Origin of the sequence: Paraburkholderia edwinii (assembly GCF_019428685.1) — a bacterium.
GTDB lineage: Bacteria > Pseudomonadota > Gammaproteobacteria > Burkholderiales > Burkholderiaceae > Paraburkholderia > Paraburkholderia edwinii.
The window spans coordinates 3663743-3678584 of record NZ_CP080095.1 but is presented as its reverse complement, the minus strand read 5'-3'; the positions used below and the strand labels follow the sequence as shown (position 1 = coordinate 3678584).

At 56.1% G+C, this 14842-nt stretch carries 11 protein-coding genes; 2 read left to right on the top strand and 9 right to left on the bottom strand.

The window, feature by feature from the left end:
* The first annotated feature begins 9 nt into the window (after positions 1 to 9).
* Positions 10 to 1290 (top strand): hypothetical protein, encoded by a 1281-nt coding sequence (locus KZJ38_RS16230; RefSeq protein WP_219797166.1) that lies wholly within the window; start codon positions 10 to 12, stop codon positions 1288 to 1290.
* Positions 1291 to 1510: 220 nt separating this feature from the next.
* On the opposite strand, the gene KZJ38_RS16225 is transcribed toward KZJ38_RS16230, so the two are convergent.
* Positions 1511 to 2260 (bottom strand): class I SAM-dependent methyltransferase, encoded by a 750-nt coding sequence (locus KZJ38_RS16225; protein ID WP_219797164.1) that lies wholly within the window; start codon positions 2258 to 2260, stop codon positions 1511 to 1513.
* A gap of 179 nt (positions 2261 to 2439) precedes the next feature.
* Between KZJ38_RS16225 and KZJ38_RS16220 the strand changes: the two genes are divergently transcribed.
* Complete coding sequence (locus KZJ38_RS16220) at positions 2440 to 3888, top strand: hypothetical protein (RefSeq protein ID WP_219797162.1); 1449 nt, start codon at positions 2440 to 2442, stop codon at positions 3886 to 3888.
* A 16-nt stretch (positions 3889 to 3904) separates the two neighbouring features.
* Here KZJ38_RS16220 and KZJ38_RS16215 read toward each other — a convergent pair whose 3' ends face one another.
* From KZJ38_RS16215 to KZJ38_RS16180, 8 genes are all read right to left on the bottom strand, one after another.
* Positions 3905 to 5749 carry a hypothetical protein gene (locus KZJ38_RS16215; protein ID WP_219797161.1) on the bottom strand — a complete coding sequence of 615 codons (1845 nt, stop codon included), beginning with the start codon at positions 5747 to 5749 and terminating at the stop codon, positions 3905 to 3907.
* Between the two features lie 43 nt (positions 5750 to 5792).
* Complete coding sequence (locus KZJ38_RS16210; RefSeq protein ID WP_219797159.1) at positions 5793 to 6650, bottom strand: glycosyltransferase family 2 protein; 858 nt, start codon at positions 6648 to 6650, stop codon at positions 5793 to 5795.
* Positions 6647 to 8293, bottom strand: coding sequence for a glycosyltransferase family 4 protein (locus KZJ38_RS16205; RefSeq protein ID WP_246641501.1), 1647 nt, complete (start codon positions 8291 to 8293; stop codon positions 6647 to 6649). Before KZJ38_RS16205 ends, KZJ38_RS16210 begins: the two co-directional genes overlap by 4 nt.
* Complete coding sequence (locus KZJ38_RS16200) at positions 8290 to 9468, bottom strand: class I SAM-dependent methyltransferase (RefSeq protein WP_219797158.1); 1179 nt, start codon at positions 9466 to 9468, stop codon at positions 8290 to 8292. The genes KZJ38_RS16205 and KZJ38_RS16200 overlap by 4 nt, the downstream gene beginning before the upstream one ends.
* Positions 9469 to 9590: 122 nt before the next feature.
* The gene (locus KZJ38_RS16195; RefSeq protein WP_219797156.1) at positions 9591 to 10424 is read right to left on the bottom strand and encodes a class I SAM-dependent methyltransferase; all 834 of its coding nucleotides are present in this window, start codon (positions 10422 to 10424) and stop codon (positions 9591 to 9593) included.
* A gap of 159 nt (positions 10425 to 10583) precedes the next feature.
* Positions 10584 to 12065 carry an ABC transporter ATP-binding protein gene (locus tag KZJ38_RS16190; RefSeq protein ID WP_219797154.1) on the bottom strand — a complete coding sequence of 494 codons (1482 nt, stop codon included), beginning with the start codon at positions 12063 to 12065 and terminating at the stop codon, positions 10584 to 10586.
* Positions 12055 to 12879 carry an ABC transporter permease gene (locus KZJ38_RS16185; protein WP_219797153.1) on the bottom strand — a complete coding sequence of 275 codons (825 nt, stop codon included), beginning with the start codon at positions 12877 to 12879 and terminating at the stop codon, positions 12055 to 12057. Before KZJ38_RS16185 ends, KZJ38_RS16190 begins: the two co-directional genes overlap by 11 nt.
* 83 nt (positions 12880 to 12962) lie before the next feature.
* Positions 12963 to 14378: a mannose-1-phosphate guanylyltransferase/mannose-6-phosphate isomerase gene (locus KZJ38_RS16180; protein ID WP_219797151.1), complete on the bottom strand. Its 1416-nt coding sequence runs from the start codon at positions 14376 to 14378 to the stop codon at positions 12963 to 12965.
* Between the last annotated feature and the right edge of the window lie 464 nt (positions 14379 to 14842).

Below are 14842 nucleotides of genomic sequence, written 5' to 3'. Positions count from 1 at the left end.
GACTATGTCATGCACTTCATGCTGGTCGATGAATTGATGAAGCACGGCATGCGTCGCCCCGAAGCTCAGATGGGGATCATGGATGTCTATCCAGACGGCGCGCATTGGGTGGGCGCAATTGTCGGCAAGATCAGTGGGTCCGGGCTGGTAGCGATTGTGATGGTCACCGTTGTGTCGGTGTATGTGTGCTATGTACTTTTGCTGGAGCTCCTCGGCAAGGATTCTCCGATAAAAGTTGCGCTGGCCGCGATAGCCTTCGTGCTGCTGGCTCGCACTCACTCGCTTATAGGGTGGGAGGTGCGGGTCAACTACTTCTACTCACAGATCGTCGGCGATGTCGTGCTCCTCGCGACTCTGCTTATGCTGTGCCATCTGAGAAGCGAGTGGAAGCGGGCGCTAATGGTGTTCTTCATTGGCGCATCGGCGATGTATATTCACGCGCTGATTGCCCTGCAAATCCTCGCCTGCGGCCTCACCTGTATCGCTTGGTCCGGGATCATGGCGTGGCGAGCGACTCACCGCTTTCCGTTCGGTATCCTGGCCACGTTGCTGGCGTTGCTGGCGGGGGCCGTGGCGATCTTGGCATTTCACCCGTCGTTCCGTGCGATGCGAATGGCTGCGGAGAATGACGGCTATCTAAAATTTGGGTATTCCTACGTATTTCCAGTCATCGTGGCTTGCGGCGCCATCGGCTGCATGATGCTATGGAGGGCGCGCGATCGAGTGGATACTGTGCTTGGCTGCGCGGGCATTGCGACGGTTTTGCTCGCGTTGCTCCAGTACGGTGCGCTTCATTTGGGCCATGCGGGTTCAGCCTACGCGGTTAAGAAGCACATGTTCGTCGTCGTCTCGCTCGCTACACTAAGCGCGATCCGGCTCGTTGGGGGACGCAAGCCGGGACATTGGACGTTCGGATGGCTTGTTGCGCCGGTTCTTGCCGGGCTGGCGTCGTTTCACGTCTTGGCGCTATTCGAGACGCCTGTAAGTCCCGTGATCCGTGCCATTGCCTACGCGAACCATGTCGCACAGTTTGAGCTTCCCGGCTTCAAGCCGGGGAATACAGTGTCGGCTGACGAGGCGCTACCTCCGATGATCAACTTTGCAATTTCGACGACTGCGTTCCAGCAACCTTTTTCTGAGAAGCAGACGACATGGATTTACGGAGCAGATCCCACGGTAGACGCAACTTACGCGATGGTGAGGCGCACTCCGGAGATTGACGCGAAATGCGAGAGGAAATATGGCAAGACAACCGAGTACGTCGTCGTTGAAACAGCGTGCCTTCGGTGATGCGAAAAATGCCGGCAGAGTTCTTTAGTCATGCCATTCACTTCGCGCGACTCAGGTGCGCATGATCGATCTGGTGTTATTGCAAACCGCCGAATTACTGGCGTCCGATCATGCGCGTAGACCGCTTTTGCGCACCTCGCGCGATGGACCGATACTTACCGGCGGCTTCCCGAGGTGAGGCTAGATCGAGTCATTGGCCGGGGCGGCCAAATGATGGACGTCAATCCGTTTTGTCAACGTAAAAAATGACGCGGTCCGAGTAGTTCAGGGCGGCGAGTTGGTCAGTTAACCGCAGGCGCTCGATCTCGTCGCCAGACCGGAAGCTCAACCATGCTTGTAGTGTGTAGGTTTGGAGCGCCAGAGGGTGTGGCATAGGTACGATTGTTAGGCCATTCACAAATCCCGCCGCTCTTGCCACATCATCAATTTCTTCAAGAACCACGTCTCGTTCGATCCACGCGGGGTCGTGCTTTTTCATCTGTTCGACGAACGCGATGGTTTCGGGGGATTGACTGTGCCGTGCGCCAGGCTCCACGAAGATGGCTCGCCCTCCGCTACGCAGTACCCGGAAAAATTCGCCGAAGACACCCGGATAGCTGTGCATATGATGCAAAGTGTCGTAACAGAGGAGGTGTCCGAATTCGTCGGCGCCGAATGGCATAGCATGGCCGTCGCCGTGAACGAAACTCATCAAGCCTGGGTCGATACGGCGGTCGCTCTTGATGCGACTCGCGACGCACGCCTCTAGATCTCCGTGAATATCAAACGACACGGTTTTTAGACCCATGCGCGCGCAAAACTCGGAAACCCAAGCGGTTCCGGCGCCGAAGTCAAGAATTGGGTACTCGAGCTGATCCTGCTTTAGCGTCGACGCCATGACACCAAAGTCGAAAATCAAGCGTCCTGCAGAGCGTCCAGCGGAGAAAGGCTCCTTGACGATTCTATCCAACTCTTGCTGTGCCAATTGCATAAGAAAGCCTCTACAAAAGATAAGCATCTAGTGTTCCGGCGACCTGCTGCAGGGACACAACCTAGCATTGTTTCCCGCATATTGCCAGTACGATGTCAAGCTGCTCGGCGCAGGTACAATGCAGCATCTGCTGATCTGACGAATTCTTCAAATAGTATTGCAACGCTAAAACCGAAAAAATGAAACCAAGTATCGTGACCGTTTCCGGGTGGAAAAGGCCTTCATTTCGAGAAGCGAGTACCCCATCAGAAGCAATTGCGATCTTATATTTGCTTTTACCCGTATTAGTATTCTTTATTTCCTTTATTCGCTTCGAAATAGCGATCCCCGCATGCTGCATCCTTCTTTACGCGATCGTTAGCACAGTTTGGAATACCTCGTGGTCCATCCGAACGGGCGATGCCAAATTTTTCCTTTATTATGTCGCGGTCGCGGCGTTGTGGTTGTGGCTTGGAGGTGCTGGCGGCCCATTATTTCAAGGTGATGACTGGATCAAGCACTATGCTATTCTGAATGAACTGGCGACAAAAAAATGGCCTCCAATAACCAATTCGCAAGGCCCTGCTCCTGAAGTTTTACGCTATTATTTAGCGTGGTACATCATGCCCGCGTTAGCTCTCAAGATTACGGGATTGCATGCGCAAAATCTGTTTCTGTCGATATGGTCGTTGATAGGGGTGACGGTCTTCTTCAAATTGGTGTCGGCACTTTTTCACACCCGTAGATCCGCTTTCGTCTTCCCAATCATTTTTATCCTGTATGGCGGAGCCGATATTATCGGCACTGCAATCACTCATATTCAAATAGGGCCGAGGTTTCACGTCGAGTGGTGGTCTAGTTGGATTGAGTATGCATCCAACACTGTTTCCCTCTTTTGGGTGCCGCAGCATGCATTGCCTGCATGGATCATGATTGCCCTGATCATCGGCCAGACCGGCCGCTGCACAGTACTTCCTGTCTTGGGGGTGGCGATGGCCGCCTGCCTGCTTTGGTCGCCCCTTTCCGCGCTGGGACTTATACCCTTCTATGCGCTTCTCATTGGAAGTCATGGCTTACGTGAGATCGCGCTGAACTGGCGCACATGGGCCGCATTCCCACTAATTTGTCTTCCAATCCTCGCCTACTTGACCGCTGGTACCACCGACATTCCACACGGATTTATATGGAACTACCCATGTGGTGCCCCGACCGGCTATTGCTATAGCACGCGCTCATACTTGTTGTTTATTGTGGTGGAGATCGCTGCGCCGCTTATAGTTCTGGCTCTGTCGCGGCCACAGTATAGGTCGTATCTCATCGCCGCATCTCTTGTCCTCTTCTTGATGCCATTTATTAAAGTCGGGCTCGGGAACGATCTCACAATTCGCGGCGTAACGGCCGCATTGGCGGTTTTATCAATCCTTTGTGTGCCGGCCGTGCTCGAGGGGTCAAGATCGATCTCGCTCGCGATGACCGTCGTGTTGGTTATCGGAATGGCTGCATCAGTAGGCGAACTGATGCGGCCATTTTTCGTATCGAATCACGTCAGTCAGGAATCCGCGCTTAGTGATGTCTTCGCGCTTCGCAGCGACTATCGGCCGCAGTATCTAGCACCTATGCCTATCTGGATCATCCGGTCGGAACCGTAGACTTTGGCTCCGCGGATCATCGGCGCGCCGCGATGTCATATGCATTGCCGCTCCAAATCCATTTGTAACCGGGAATGTCGAATGGATGGAGCTTGGAGCCGTTTGGACTGCGCGCGAGCACGACGTAATCTACGCGGTGCGACAAGGCGGTTGATCTAAGCCCGTCAGTCGTATCCGCTAGATACAGCCGATTCTGACCCCCTGAGCCCTGAAAAACCAAGATCATCGAGCTGATTTCATTGAGAATGGCTATCTTTTTTGGCGTTCCTGAATCTAACCCGAGCGCATAGGGATTCGCCTCGTCCACTAACGTCGGAAATTGGATCATTGCGCGTTCAAGGGGCGATTTTCTGATCGACGCATTCATGGCGTGCCTAAAGTCCTGCGGGCTGCTGATATCCCCAGGGGTGAAGCACATGGCGTAGTCGAAGACTGCCGCGCCTATTGCCACGACAATCGCCAGAGATCGGAATGTCCTCGGAAGCATGTCAGCTGCTTGCGTAGCTGCGACGAGCGCCGCTACTGCAAGTGGCGCAATGAACGGCAGAAAGTAGCGAAACCCCCAAAGCCGCGGCGGGATCAAGAACGCTGTCGCTCCGACGGATACCGAGCACAGCAATGCAAGCATGGTATGTGTGCCGGGCAGACGCAACCGTCCCGACGCAGCTCCGAAGGCAGCGATCCAACCGCACACTCCGAGTCCAGCCGCGAGCGATGTGCTGTACATGATCCCGATCGGCGATACGGGAAAGAAACCGACAAACCTCTCGCCGATCAAAGCCATGTTGCCAATCAGCGTATTTATGCCGGGCTCGGCGGCCTCAGCATTCACTCGCACAAACGGGTGTCCGTAGCTTATGGTGTTCGCCACAAATCTGCCCATGAATAGAGCCGATGGCACACCTGCAGCGATAAGCATCGCGAGTGGACGCCGATCGTAAAACAGCCGGGCTCGCGTGATGAGAACAAAACCCAGGATGATGGCGGCGCCGGGAAGGACCGCTATTTTTGATCCAGCAGCGAGAGCAAACCAGATTGCCGCGAAGCAAATGGATTTGGCCGTGGGCCGCTCAAGCATACCAACAGCCAACATTGTCCCGACGCAGGCCAACAGGTCGCCTTTTGTTACGGCTGCCAATCCTACGAAAGCTGGCGAAGTCGCCATCAGCAAGCCAACAAGCGCCGACCCCGTCTCGCCTGCTCCAAAACGGCGTGCAGCCCAGATTGACGCGATCGTCGCAAGGATAAGGATCTCGGCGTTACCCATGACCGAGCCTTGAATATTTCCGGTCGCGAATGCGTATACCAGTCCGTTGAGTTCACCATTCCATTCGTCGGCGAAGATGTTGACCATCTCCGTTGGCATGTGGACGAACACCGATCTGTAATTCATCCATAGAGCGATTCGCACCGTTCCATAAGCTTGCGCATCGTTCGTGAAGTCGGGGATGATCACGCATCGCAATGCCCACAAAATTAACGGTAGCGCCAGGAGCGCGAACCATCCGACCGACTTCAGGGATGGTCGTCCAAATTTGTGACCCCACCCGGCGTACGCGATTAGTCCTGATCCAAGGAGGGCCAAAATGCACACCCACACTGACGTTCGCGACAGCGCACTGAAGGCGGAAAGCAATAAAAGGGCGCATATTTCGAGCGCTTGAACACCGAGCCAAGCTTGCAGCCACGACGTGAGCCGATCAGGAATTCGCCGCGCGACAACGGCACTCCAAAACGTGATGCCGGCAAGTTTCGCCGCAAGCGCCAACAACGCTACCGGATGACCAAATATGTAAGAGGACCAAGCGACCATTATTGTTGGGACCGATGTGAAGCGTGAATACTGCTGAAACTGTTTCAATGCGATGTCGATGTCTGCATGATCGTCACTGGAGCAAGCACAATCATCGTTTAAAGAGCCATCCCCAAATCAGTTTGAGCATCGGCCCAGAGATGCGCCGGTTCCATTTGACCGCGGAAGACATGGCGATGATGCCAACTTTCGCTGCAAATAATCGCCCTCCGCTACGATGCTGCGGATTCTGTTGCACCTTCGCATGCGCATAGTTGAACAACCATCTATCCGGTACTTGTCCAAACAGTTTCGAGAACATGTCATTGATCTCGACATGAACTTTCACGCGCGACCCAAGCGTTTTATTGTCCGCATACAGCCGGGAGCCAGCTAATTTCTCAGGAAGAAGGGCGAACCGCACGCCCGCTTTGCCGAGCCGCAACCAGTACGCGTAGTCCATGCAGAAGTGCAGTGACTCGTCCAGCAATCCATGTTGTTCAACCACGCGCCTGCGCAGAAAAAGAGCGGGCTGGCAGATGAAGCATGTTTCTTTCAACCGATCAAAATTCCAGGATTCGGTCGGGTATTCTTCGAACGCGACGTCTTCCAGGTCGATGTGGTCCGCAAGTCCGTAGACGACATCGACGTCCGGATTCTGTTCGAAAAATGTCACAACCCGCTCGACCGCACCTGGATAGTAGATGTCGTCGGAGTTGAGCCAACCAATAATCTCGCCGTCGGTCGCGCGAATGCCCTTGTTAACAGCATCCGTTTGGCCGTTGTCCTTCTTGGAGATCCATCGGACAGGAGGCGTGAATGCCTTAAGGACCTCGACAGTAGTGTCTTTGCTGCCGCCATCGAAAACGACATGCTCGATTTCCGCGCCTCTCTGGATCGCGACGCTCTGCAACGTGCGTTCGATGAATTGTCCTTGGTTATACGAGGGGGTGACGATACTGACTTTCATGCAGAGGTCTTCTCCGGATACAACTGGATGCGTATGGAATTGCCAGCGAGGATACTGCATCGTTTCAACATTGCTGAAAGCTCGCGTTGATCATCGCCGAATCCGCAGCGCGCAGGGACAAACGTCGGAGAAAACTGCAATTCGCAGTACCCGCCGGACTGACTCATTGGCAATGACACAATCCTCGTTGCTGCCCGTTTTAGCTTGATCGGCGCCCCATCAGCCTTTCCATCACGAAGCACCTGGATAGAGATCGATCGCTGAGGCACCCAATCCGGCGCCATCAACTCGATCTCCAGGCTACCCGTTTCCTGCAGAGGCGCAACTTGGATTTTGAGGCGATCGCCGACCCAACCGTCAACGGCCACGCCGGTAATCAGGTTCTCATCCCTGGAACCGGCTATCGCATGTTGGAACAGCTCCCAATATTCATTGGCCATACGCTGGGAATCTGCGAACTCGTCTGCGCGATTTCGTCCAGCTTCGGCGAGCCGAGTACGGAGTGCTTCATCGTTGACGAGCGCTAGCATCGCGTCCGCGATTTGGTCCGGAACACGTGGATCGAAAAGGATTGCCGCGTCAGCTGCTACTTCCGGTAGTGACGTCGTGTTGCTGCATGCTACAGGTACACCGGCCGTCATTGCCTCAATAACAGGCAACCCGAAACCTTCATAAAGCGACGGGAAGACCACACCACGGCAGTGGGAAATCAGGGTCGCAAGTTCCGAGTTTGGTAAGTAACCCGGAAAAACGATGCGGTCATGGAGATTCATGTCACGTGCGGCGTTCATCAGCCATTCCTGCCGCGCTCCAGGCGCGCCGGTGCACACGAGCTTGATATTGCTTGCCAAGCCCTTATTGACGGCAATACCCAACGCCGTCAGCAGCATCTCGTGATTCTTATGCTTCCAGAAGTTAGCGGGATAGACGAGATACCGATGCGCCGTGAGCCCAAGACGGTCGAGCACTTGGGTGCTTTGGTCCGTATTGGGAGCAATCCGTCGAGCCATGCGCAAGTAAATGGTTCGAATGCGCGAAGGGTCGAGTTCACCGTGCTCGATAGCAGATTGCCGGGAATAGTCGGAGATAGCCGCAAGCGCGGTGGCTCGCTTCGATGCGTCGATAAACGTTTGCGCACGATGGGCTACATCCTCAGGTGCAAAGAATTCCGGATACGTCTTGTACTGCAGATCGTAGATCGTACAAACGGTTGGAATGCCAGGCTCGAAGTAGGTGGGAGCGGTAAATGGACAAAAGAGCAGATCCACACCGAGGGTGCGCAATATTGCTCCCGCGCCACGGCGCTTAAGCCTGGCGTTCAAGCGATAACCGATTCGACTTACGACTCGCCTCACGCGGCCCGGAATATGCGGGCCAACGCGCGATGCTAGTTGCTTTAGCCGTGGGCGCGCGGAGTTTGCGGCGACGGGGCCGATAACCATTTTGCGCTCTACATTGGGTCGATCGAGCGTGGCCAGTTCGTCATGCGATGCCGCCTGCGTAAGCAGGATGAACTTTGTTTGCGGTTGCATCTCTGCTAACTGGCGCAGCAAGTCGAGCACGAAGATTTTCGCGCCGCCGTTTTCACCGCCCGGTAGAACAGGCGTCAAATCTACTGCAACCCGGAATAGGGCTTTGCTCATGGTTCTTCAATCCGTTTTTCGAGTTTTTCTGCTTCGCGCCAGCGGCCCAATTTGGCGATCCATCGGAAAGCCGGATGGCGAAACAAACCTCGCACATCACTGAGGAGAGAGGAGATCTCCCGTTCTTTTTCCTCAACCTGCTTGTGTTGCTCGGCAAGTTGGCTCTCGCGAGCAGCTAATTGCGTGTCGCGAGCAGCTAATTGCGTGTCGCGAGCAGCAAGCTGTCTATCGCGCGAAGCCAGTTCCGCCTGCCGTACCTGCAACTGGATATCGCGCTCAGACATCTGCGCATGAGCAAGCTTCACCATGTCGGTCAGCGTCGCGATCTGCTCTCCTCGAGCCGCACGATCCGACTCGGACTCGTGCACCAATCTCGTGAGCGTTTCGATCTGCTCCCCGCGAGCGATGCGGTCAGCGAGTGAATCCAGTTCACGTTCCCGCAGATCGAGCAGCGCTGTCGCGATTCGACCGCTCGGACTCGCCTGCAATGCGGCTTCTCCATCCTCACGAGAATGTGTCTGCAGCGGATTCTTGCTGACCACCAAGAACATGTCATAGTGGTCAAAAATGGCTCGCTCGAATGCAAGATACGAAGCGCCCAATTGCCCGAAAAACTGTGCAACCGATTTCTGGCTGAACAGATAGATGTGTTCTTCTGGAATCAGCATTTCAAGAAACCGATCGCCTTCCTTGACGAGAGTCTCGTACTGGCTACCGTCCTTGAATTGCGGAGTCTGAATGAGCAACAGGCCGTCGGGCTTGAGGAGCTCGAGGCAACGCGCCATTGTCTTTGCCGGGTCGGGCAGATGCTCGAGCACATCCATCGCGACAAGAACATCAACGCTCCCAGCCGGCATGTCCAGCGTTTCTACCGGGCCGATAGATACCGGAACGCCGAATGTCTGTTGCCCAAACTCGACGACCCATGGGCTCATCTCGACACCGGATGCGTCGAACCCTGCGTGCCGCATCAGCGCAACAAAACTGCCATGCGAACATCCGAGTTCAAGAACTTTCGCCGGCGGAAGGCGGTACTTTAGCAGCGCTTTGAGCCAGTAAAGGTTGCGTTCCGTCAAATCGTTTCTTGCGCGCGTGAAAATGTCCGCGGTGCCGTGATCCCGTTGGCGCTCGAGCCAGTAGTTCTTGCCGTAAAAGTCGGCGTCGTCGTCCTGCACAAGTAGACGCTCAGGCGGAGTCTCTTCGAGATAGACGAGCGTTCCGCAAGCATTGCATTCGCCGTATTGATCGCCGAACGGTCGAAAACTGGCATTTCCGCACCAACAGGTTCGCATGTTCCTCACCGGGGTTTGCGTACGACAAACACGGCACCACACGTGTCGTGCCAATCTGTCTCCATGTCTAGCAGGCCAGAAAAGACCTTCCGGAAAGCGTTAGGGAAGTTTTGGTTGGCCGATAGGAAGGGGTAAATCACGTCGCCCATTTCCCCGCCGCTCTTTCTTTTAACGTGCCAGAGGCTATCCATTAGCAGGAAGATGCCGCTGTTGATCTTGGGAATAATTGGAAAATGCTCTTCTGCCACAAGACCGGCACGCGCAAAGCTCGCTGTCCACTGCTCGGTGGTTAGCGGATTGGCGAGGTGATGATAATCGAGAAAGTCCTTTTGCAGTGCCGCGGCGGTTTCTTGGTACCCGGCTATAGCGACGAGATTCCCGAGAAGCGCCCATTCGACAAACCGGTTCGTGACGACGCTGCAGACCAGCGTGCCGCCCGGCGTCAGGCAGCGATGGATCTCGCCCAGCACGGCGTCCAGGTGGTCCATGTGCTCGAGGGAGCAGTTCGCGAAGACATGATCGAAAGTGCCGTCGGGCTCGGGCACCTGGTGAGCGGGCGCGACATGAACGCGCTGGTAAACACCGCTTTGCTTTCCGAGTGCGGCGACTTCCGGCTCCATGTCGACTCCGACCACTTGACTCGCATGCGGCCAGATCAGGCGGAAGTAACGGCCGTCTCCGCAACCGAGGTCCAGAACGCGTCCGTCGAGATGGCAATGCTGATACGCGGCGTGCTCGAACGCCCTCCAATGGCTGAGCGGGGGAACGTGTGGGTAGAGGCCGCACACAGCGTCGTAGCCGCGCAATAGTTGGTCCTTGAGCAGGATCCTGGTTTGCATGTTGAACTCCCAAACTGCGAATAAGTGGCTGCTGCAACGATGTATTCGCCGAGCAACCTACGAAATTTCACCTGGAATGCGCAGTGGCCGCTTTACGTCTTGATTAAACTGATTCTTATAGTTCGCGTGTTGCACACCGTTCGCCGGCGCGAATCGATCCTACCGGTTCGTGCTCGAGACGAGGCCTTGAGTCGAGCCGGCAGGATTAGGGCTGGCCTCAACTGAAACGGAAATATCGCCGGGCAGGTCGGCTACGCCGTGATGCGTCAACTTTGCCACGCCATGGTCCATTGCAAGCCCCACCGAAAACGATCCGGCGTTAGGTACATGGCAATTGCGGGAATGCCTGGCGGACATCTCATCGTGCGACATCGAATCGCGTGCCGCCCATATCTCATGCGTAATCGAAGCGAGACCTACCTCGAAAACGTATTCCCCCGGCCCGATCGCCAGTTTTACTTCTTGCTTGCATAGCACTCTTGAACCGGCGCCAAGACTCGCGGGAACGTCGTTGATCGATTGCCAGCTGTTTTTGCCGTGTACGAGCGTTCCGCGTTCGCTCTGTATGACGAGGCCGCAGATCGGAACGCCGATGTCTTCGGTCAGTTCGAACTCGTAGTAAAACACGGCGACGTCACCCTGACGGAAGGTGTTAGTCGGTTCGCCAGCCTTATTACACAGCGCGACGCCAACGCAATGAGCGGACCCGTTGCTGACCTGCGATTTAGTGCTTAGATCGATAAACGCATCTGACGAGGGGCGCTCCGACGTGCTTGTCGGCTCAGAAGCAGCGTCCTTCGGCAAAGCTGCGGGGCGAGCCGCTTCGCCAATCGAAGCGCGACCGTCCGTCTGATGCAGAAGGTAGTAGTGTTTGGCGGCCTCGGTCGACGGCCCGATAAAACGGCACGTGCCGTGATCGAGCAAAACTGCTCGCTCGCAGTACTGTTCGATATCCGGCATCGAATGTGAAACAAGCAGGATCGCAGCGCCGGCATCGCGAAGTTGCTCGAGGCGTGTATAGCACTTCTTGCGGAAGAACACATCGCCGACCGCCAACGCTTCATCGATGATCACGATCGACGCATCGATATGCGCCTGAACTGCAAACGCGAGCCGCACGAACATCCCGCTCGAGTACGTCATGACCGGCTGTTCGATGAAGTCGCCAATATCGGCGAACTCGACAATCTGGTCGTAGCGCTCTTCAATCTCGCGTTGCGAAAGACCCAGAATGCGTCCGTTCAGGTAGACGTTCTCGCGTCCACTGAATTCCGGATTGAAGCCGCTGCCAAGCTCGAGCAAGGCAGCCACGCGCCCATTCACGCGGACTTCCCCATTCGTCGGCGCCAGCGTCCCCGCAAGAATCTGCAGCAGGGTACTTTTGCCGCTCCCATTGCGGCCAATTACACCGATTGTCTCGCCGCGCCGAACCTGAAACGACACATCGCGCAGCGCCCAGAACTCCCGGAAATAGTGCTGCACGGGCTTGGGTTGCGTGATATGCAACGCCGTGCCGATCTGATTGGCGGTGCGATGCAGACGCGGCAAAATAAGCTGCTTCAGTCGGTCGCGCGGCGTTTTATAGATCTCGTAACGCTTGCTGAGGTTACGGACCTCGATGACGGTATCCTCAAACGACATCGGCGAACCCTCGACGTGATTTCTGGAACCACCAGTACCCAGCCTGGAAAATCAGAGCGCCTACGACCAGGCTCAGTGCCCACGGTTGCCATTGAAACGGCTTGCCCCACAACATCAGGTCGCGAAGTTGAAGCACGGGAAGGGTGATCGGATTCCAGACGAGGATCGAGCGGTAGGCCGGCGGCAACTGCTCGATCGGATAAAACACGGGCGCGAGGAACAGCGAAATGGTGGCGAGCATGCCGATCACTTGCGAAAGATCACGCAGGTAAACGCCAAGAGACGCGAGAATCCACGACATGCCCATTACAATCAGAATGAGCGGAAGCAGGGCGAGCGGAACAAGCAGGATGCCAAGGTGAATGCTCACGCCAGACCCCAGGCAGAAGGCGAGCAGCACGCAGAAGCTGACCATAAAGTGCAGCAAGGCCGAGAACAGCGCCATCCACGGAAGGATCTCCAGTGGAAAGACCACCTTCTTCACATAGTTAGCATGGCTTGTGATAAGCGCCGGCGCGCGGTTCAGGCACTCCGCAAAAAAGCTGTGGACGATGATCCCGGAGAACAGCACGATCGCGAACGCAATCTTGCTCTCATCGCTATGTCCGCCCCAGCGCGCCTTGAACGCCACGCTGAAGACGAACGTATAAATTGCCAGCATTAGCAACGGGTTGAACAGGGACCAGACGACGCCCAGCATCGAGCCTTTGTATCGGCCGATGAAGTCGCGTTTGACCAGCTCGCGAAGAAGCTCGTGATGCCGCAGCAGGCCCTTGAGCATGGCAGTCGGCGTCGCAGGATGAAAAGTAGACATCGACCAGATTGCCTGTCCTGATGAGTTACACAAATAGCGCTTTGTAGCCAACGCTCTGCGGTGAACGCCCTGTGGCGGACCAGTCAGGCGCGCCCGTAGATATCGTCGAAGCGGACGATATCGTCTTCCCCGAGATAGGCGCCGCTCTGCACTTCGATCATCACGAGGCTCAAGATGCCTGGGTTCTCGAGCCGGTGCTTATGTCCGGCCGGAATGTAGGTCGACTCGTTCGTATTGACGAAGAGCTCGGCATCGCCATTCACCACCTTCGCCATGCCGCGCACGACAATCCAGTGCTCGCTGCGATGGTGGTGCATCTGAAGGCTGAGGCTCGCGCCAGGCTTCACTTCGATGCGCTTGATCTTGAACCCGTTGCCTTCCTCGAGCACCGTGTAAGTGCCCCAGGGGCGGTGCACGGTTCGATGGATCTTGTGTGCCTCGTGCCCGGTGGCCTTCAGCTGCGCATAAATGTGCTTGACGTCCTGCGCGCTCGACTTTTTCGCAACCAGTACGGCGTCGGGCGTATCGATGACGATGAGATCCTCGACACCGACGGCGCCGACCAAGCGATCCGTACTCTGGATGATGCAGTTGCGCGTGCCGTACGTGAGCGCATCGCCGAGGATGCGGTTCCCGCTTTCATCAGCCGGCGAAAGATTGCCTAGTGCAGTCCACGAGCCAATGTCGGTCCACCCGATGCTGCACGGGACGACCGCGATGCGATCCGACTTTTCCATCACCGCATAGTCGATCGACACATCCGGCACGGCCTGGAAGGACTTGTTATCGAGTTCGAGTTGCGTAAAGCCATTGCCCTGAGCTTCGCGGGACAACTCCGCGCAAGCAGCGCTTGCAGCGAAGACCTCGGGGCAATGCAGTTCCATCTGCTTCAGCATCGTGCCCGCGGTAAAGCAGAAAATGCCCGAGTTCCAGAGGAAGCGGCCAGATGCGAGATATTCCTGAGCCTTCTCAAGTGAGGGCTTTTCAACGAATCGCAGAACTTCATTGCCCTTCGCCTCGATATAGCCGTATCCGGTTTCGGGGGCGGTAGGTTCGATACCGAAGGTAACCAGCTTCCCCGCCGCCGCGAGTTGGCTCGCTTTCGCGACCGCGGCTTCGAATGCGGCCTGATCGGCGATCAGGTGGTCGGCCGCGAGCACCAGCATCAGCGCATCCGGACCATAACGCTTGATCACTTGCAATACGGCCGTTGCGATGGCTGCAGCGGTGTTGCGTCCACAAGGCTCGAGCACGAACGACGTAGGCAGGTCGTTTGTGTTGACTTCACGGAATTCGTCCTGGGTTTTGAAAAGCAGATCGCGATTCGTAACCGTCAGGATTTCAGCGACACCCGGCAATTGGGCGCCGCGCAAGAACGCCTTTTGAAGCAGGCTCTGCCCGTCCGCAAGGCGGATGAACGGTTTGGGATGGAGTTCCCGGGAGACAGGCCACAGTCTCGAGCCGGCGCCACCACAAAGGATTGTCGTAATCAACTGCATAGCCTTCCCTTAGTGTCTTTTTCAAGCGTCGCTGCATACAGCGTGCAGGGCGCAAGCTTCTGCTGGCCGCAGAATATAGCAGCCCCGTTGCAATACAGTCCAGCCAGCGCGCCTGTACGTTAGCGCATGGCTTGTAGTGGGCCGCGAGATTAATGGGTCAATGGCAACGCGAACGGGAAGGCGTTGGATTCGATAGCGTTATTGCCAGGAGCGGCCCTTGGCGGGAAGCTGAAAGTATACCAAGGTGTCAGTTGGCGGGCAATTTTCGGCTTCTGGCTGCGGCGGGCCCTATCCGACAAGTGAGATGTGGACGTTATCCCGGCTTTGTCAAACGTCTGTGACACTCGTCGCCTCTTTCGCGTCGTGGACGCGAAAACAGCAGAAGAATGTACTGCACGCCAAAAAACGTACGGTAAGATACGGGGCGCAGACGTAGCTACCGGTAAGCTTACGGCCACAGGGCA

What these genes read in the sequence shown, in the direction of transcription:
- KZJ38_RS16230 (WP_219797166.1), top strand. Translation starts at nt 10, where the DNA reads ATGCACTTCATGCTGGTCGATGAATTGATGAAGCACGGCATGCGTCGC.
- KZJ38_RS16225 (WP_219797164.1), bottom strand. Translation starts at nt 2,260, where the DNA reads ATGCAATTGGCACAGCAAGAGTTGGATAGAATCGTCAAGGAGCCTTTC.
- KZJ38_RS16220 (WP_219797162.1), top strand. Translation starts at nt 2,440, where the DNA reads ATGAAACCAAGTATCGTGACCGTTTCCGGGTGGAAAAGGCCTTCATTT.
- KZJ38_RS16210 (WP_219797159.1), bottom strand. Translation starts at nt 6,650, where the DNA reads ATGAAAGTCAGTATCGTCACCCCCTCGTATAACCAAGGACAATTCATC.
- KZJ38_RS16205 (WP_246641501.1), bottom strand. Translation starts at nt 8,293, where the DNA reads ATGAGCAAAGCCCTATTCCGGGTTGCAGTAGATTTGACGCCTGTTCTA.
- KZJ38_RS16195 (WP_219797156.1), bottom strand. Translation starts at nt 10,424, where the DNA reads ATGCAAACCAGGATCCTGCTCAAGGACCAACTATTGCGCGGCTACGAC.
- KZJ38_RS16190 (WP_219797154.1), bottom strand. Translation starts at nt 12,065, where the DNA reads ATGTCGTTTGAGGATACCGTCATCGAGGTCCGTAACCTCAGCAAGCGT.
- KZJ38_RS16185 (WP_219797153.1), bottom strand. Translation starts at nt 12,879, where the DNA reads ATGTCTACTTTTCATCCTGCGACGCCGACTGCCATGCTCAAGGGCCTG.
- KZJ38_RS16180 (WP_219797151.1), bottom strand. Translation starts at nt 14,378, where the DNA reads ATGCAGTTGATTACGACAATCCTTTGTGGTGGCGCCGGCTCGAGACTG.